General features: G+C 41.4%; 4 protein-coding genes and 1 pseudogene. 2 read left to right on the forward strand and 3 right to left on the reverse strand.

The annotated features are described in order from the left end of the window. Both KH943_RS09465 and KH943_RS09470 read left to right on the forward strand, forming a co-directional pair. On the forward strand, nucleotides 1–534 hold a 534-nt coding region (locus KH943_RS09465), incomplete at its 5' end, for an iron chelate uptake ABC transporter family permease subunit (RefSeq protein ID WP_304110349.1). Beyond that, nucleotides 534–1,469 carry an iron chelate uptake ABC transporter family permease subunit gene (locus KH943_RS09470; protein WP_304110352.1) on the forward strand — a complete coding sequence of 312 codons (936 nt, stop codon included), beginning with the start codon at nucleotides 534–536 and terminating at the stop codon, nucleotides 1,467–1,469. The genes KH943_RS09465 and KH943_RS09470, both read left to right, overlap by 1 nt. A 264-nt stretch (nucleotides 1,470–1,733) precedes the next feature. Here KH943_RS09470 and KH943_RS09475 read toward each other — a convergent pair whose 3' ends face one another. The 3 genes and pseudogenes from KH943_RS09475 to KH943_RS09485 form a co-directional block, all read right to left on the reverse strand. Next, on the reverse strand, nucleotides 1,734–2,930 hold the full coding sequence (locus KH943_RS09475) for a Bcr/CflA family multidrug efflux MFS transporter (protein WP_304110350.1): 1,197 nt from the start codon (nucleotides 2,928–2,930) through the stop codon (nucleotides 1,734–1,736). Further along, nucleotides 2,930–3,622 (reverse strand): 16S rRNA pseudouridine(516) synthase RsuA, encoded by a 693-nt coding sequence (gene rsuA, locus KH943_RS09480; protein ID WP_304110351.1) that lies wholly within the window; start codon nucleotides 3,620–3,622, stop codon nucleotides 2,930–2,932. Before rsuA ends, KH943_RS09475 begins: the two co-directional genes overlap by 1 nt. Nucleotides 3,623–3,648: 26 nt before the next feature. Then, nucleotides 3,649–3,914, reverse strand: a pseudogene (locus KH943_RS09485) (50S ribosomal protein L3 N(5)-glutamine methyltransferase); the annotation flags it as partial.

Genomic DNA, 3,914 nt, shown 5'->3' on the forward strand with positions numbered 1-3,914 from the left:
GTTGGGATTATTTTCGGCAATATTATTGAAGCAGTAACTACCTTTATTGCCTACGAAACCGACAGTTTGCAGCTACTTTCCGTTTGGTTTGCAGGCGATTTCTCAGGCGTTTTAGCAGGAAGATATGAACTGCTTTGGCTGACCGCAGCCTTAGCCGTCATCATATACATTATTGCTGACCAACTCAGCATCGCAGGACTTGGACAGAATATCAGCACCAATCTTGGCATTAACTACCATCAAATGACGTGGATTGCCTTGATTATTGTCGCCATGATTACCGCGGTAATTGTCGTTACCATTGGACAAATTCCGTTTATCGGTTTAGTGGTACCGAACATCGTTTCACGCCTAGCAGGCGATCGACTTCGCCAGAATTTGCCTGTTGTGGTGTTACTTGGAGCGAACCTCATTCTTGCGTGCGATATTCTCGGGCGAGTGGTAAATGAGCCGTTTGAAGTACCGATTTCAACCATTTTCGGTATTGTCGGTACGGTGCTTTTCCTCTATCTACTTTTTAAGGGGAAAAAATGATGAAGTCTTCTCGTATTTTGCTCATCTCAAGCCTGATTTTGCTTGCAAGCGGTCTATTTTTTATGCTGTTTAACAGCAATGGCAATTGGGATTTTATTCTGCCTTTTCGTGGCAAAAAATTGTTGTTGCTGCTGACGGTAGCGTACACCATTGGAGTATCAACCCTATTATTCCAAACGCTAACGAACAACCCGATTTTAACACCGAGTATTTTAGGTTTTGACTCACTATATCTACTGATTCAAACCTTGCTGGTCTTTTTAATTGGCGGTGTGGGATTTACTCAATTAAATATCAGCGAAAAATTTGCATTTGAAACGCTGTTGATGCTCGGAGCGGCATTATTGCTATTCCGCACGCTTACCAGAGATAATGCCGACATCGCACGCATGTTGCTCATCGGTGTCGTATTTGGCGTGTTCTTCCGCAGTATCAATAATTTATTGCAGCGTATGATCGATCCTGAAGAATTTGCCGTTGCACAAAGCTCCTCATTTGCAAGCTTTAATAATGCTAATCCAACCCTTTTAACCATCGGAATCATCATCGCTTTACTAAGTAGTATCTGGGTTTGGACACAACGCCACAAGCTAGATGTATTGATGCTCGGCAAACACAAAGCCATCGGTTTAGGTATTAACTACAACCGCTTTTCGCATCAACTGCTGATTTGCTGTGCCTTGTTGGTGTCGGTGTCCACCGCTTTAGTCGGGCCAATCCTCTTTTTAGGATTACTGGTTTGTGCCCTTGTGAACGCCATCAGCCCAACAATGCAACACGCTATTCGTATTCCGCTCACGTTCATCATCTCCGCCATCACGCTGGTATTAGGGCAAGCCATGTTTGAACAACTCTTCAAACTGCAAGGTGTGTTAAGTGTTGTCATCGAATTTGCGGGCGGTATCGTATTTATCTATTTGATGCTGCGAAAATAAATACTAGCTCTAGCAGGTAAGTAAAATCAATAACAATAGCAATATCCATGTATAGGCAATACCTGATACCAATTCACACGTAAAAAAATCGGCCCTAAAAAGTTGGATTAAATCACCAACTCATTAAGATGCAGGTTTTTCTATGACTAAATACAACGAATCTTTCAAATGATAAGTGATTGAAGTTTATCTTCAACACGCTTTGGTAACCATTTGTATTTACTATACTATTTAAGTAAACGAATATTGCGATTAATTTACAAATTATTCCGCTTTTTCGACCGCTTTCACACAGCAAACATAATAGATCACTGCCGCCAAGACGACACAAAGTGCCATTGCATAAAGCATTGGTTTTGCACTGGTAACCGCAATTTGTGAAAGCAATGCACCCACTACTGAACCGATACCAAAACGAGCGGTTCCCGCAACAGCATTTGCGGTACCTGCCATTTGCGGGAATTTATCAAGCACGGCTGCCGTTGCATTACTGCCGACGGTTGAAAGCATACCGACATAGAACGGCACAGCTACCACCATTAACCAGAAATTCAATTCAAAGGTTGCTACAATCACCAACCAAATACTTGCTGTTAACATAGTGATTAAACCAATTCGGAGCATGGTTTCAGAGCCAAGTTTAGTGACTAACTTACCGTTAATTGCCGTCATGGAAATCATCACCACCATATTGAGCATAAAGAAGTAACCAAAGTGCTCTTGCGAAACACCGTAGATTCCAATGTAAACCAGCGAGCCAGAAGTTAAAAAACAAAACATCCCAGCAAAGGTAAGCCCGCCAACGATCACATAACCCAACGTAGGTTTATGCGAAAGCAGTTTAGCATAGTTGATTAGAACCTGTTTAAAATTTATTGGTTGGCGTTTTTCAGGCACTAACGTTTCTGGGATTTTCCACGCCACCAACACTACACAAGCAATCCCCATTGCAACCAGCGTATAGAAAATAGAGTGCCAATGCAGATATTTAGCAATATAACCGCCCAATACAGGTGCAACGAGCGGGGCAAGCAAGGTAATAATCATAATTACAGACATCATTTGTGCAAAGCGGTTACGCTCAAACAAATCTCGAACCAACGCCCCAAGCACCACTGCAGGTGCAGCTCCAAACAAGCCTTGGGTTAAACGTAAAAAGTAAAAGGTGTTAATATCTTCTACTTGCGTTAAAAAATAGGCGGCTAATGCTGCACCTGCCAAACCAATCAAAATAATCGGTTTACGCCCAAGGCTATCGGCAACAGGCCCCCAGAAAAGCTGACCAACTGCAAAGCCAAAGGTAAAGACCGCTAAGGTGGTTTGCACCTTTTCTTGGGAAACAGCTAAATCTCTCGCAATATCTAAAAATGACGGTAAATACATATCAATGGCAAGCGGTGGAAGCATTGCCATCATTCCTAGAATAATAAAAAAACACGGATGCGGTTTTTTCTCACTCATTAAAAACTCCCAATTTCTTCGTTTGTAAGCGGGCGGAATTCGCCTTCTTCTAATGTTTCATCTAAAACCACATCACCAATTCGCCAACGGTGCAAGGCTTCTACCTTATTGCCCAAGGCGGCAAACATTCGTTTTACTTGATGATAACGCCCTTCGCTGATGGTTAAGTTTACGTTATAGTCATCAATAATTTCCAATTGAGCAGGCAAGCACGGTTCTTTCTCGCCACGTAATAAAATTCCCTCTGCTAATTTTTCAGCATAAAAATCTTCAACAGGATCAGCTAATGTTACCAAATAGGTTTTCTCACAATGATGCTTTGGCGAAGTAACACGGTGCGACCATTTCCCATCATCGGTTAAAAGCACCAAGCCTGTGGTATCAACATCCAAACGCCCTGCCGTGTGCAACTTGGTCATCAGCGGATAATCAAAAAATTGATAAACGGTTGGATATTCGCCATCATCATTCGAACAAATATAGCCTTGTGGTTTGTAGAGCATAAAATATTGCCCTTCGTCCATCCACTCAAGCAGTTCACCTTCGTAGCAAATCTGATCTTGTTTGGTAATTTTAACTGAACCACTTTTCACAATTTCATCATTCACGGTCACTAAACCGTTTTTCAACATCTTCGCTGCCTGTGAGCGAGTTAGACCTGAATTTTCCGCAATAAATTTATCTAAACGCATAAGTTTTTGTATATTGAAAATGGAGTTTATAAGAATAATGATCGATATTCATCTAACTGTGCTTTGGTTAAACTAAACACACCAAAACCTCCTTGTTTGAATTCAATCCAATTAAAGGGAACTATCGGATATTGTGCTATTAAATGCACCATACTATTTCCGACTTCACAAATTAATACGCCATCTTCGGATAAATAATCAGCAGCTTCAGCTAAAATACGTTTAGTAATATCCAACCCATCTTCTCCTGAACCAAGTGCCAATTTAGGCTCAAAATGGAACTCTTCTGGCA

Source organism: Haemophilus parahaemolyticus, from assembly GCF_018373095.1.
In the GTDB taxonomy this organism is placed as follows: Bacteria; Pseudomonadota; Gammaproteobacteria; order Enterobacterales; family Pasteurellaceae; genus Haemophilus_A; species Haemophilus_A parahaemolyticus_A.

Bases quoted from the DNA above. Each gene is read 5' to 3' on its own strand.
- KH943_RS09470 (WP_304110352.1), top strand. From the start codon at position 534: ATGAAGTCTTCTCGTATTTTGCTCATCTCAAGCCTGATTTTGCTTGCA.
- KH943_RS09475 (WP_304110350.1), bottom strand. From the start codon at position 2,930: ATGAGTGAGAAAAAACCGCATCCGTGTTTTTTTATTATTCTAGGAATG.
- rsuA (WP_304110351.1), bottom strand. From the start codon at position 3,622: ATGCGTTTAGATAAATTTATTGCGGAAAATTCAGGTCTAACTCGCTCA.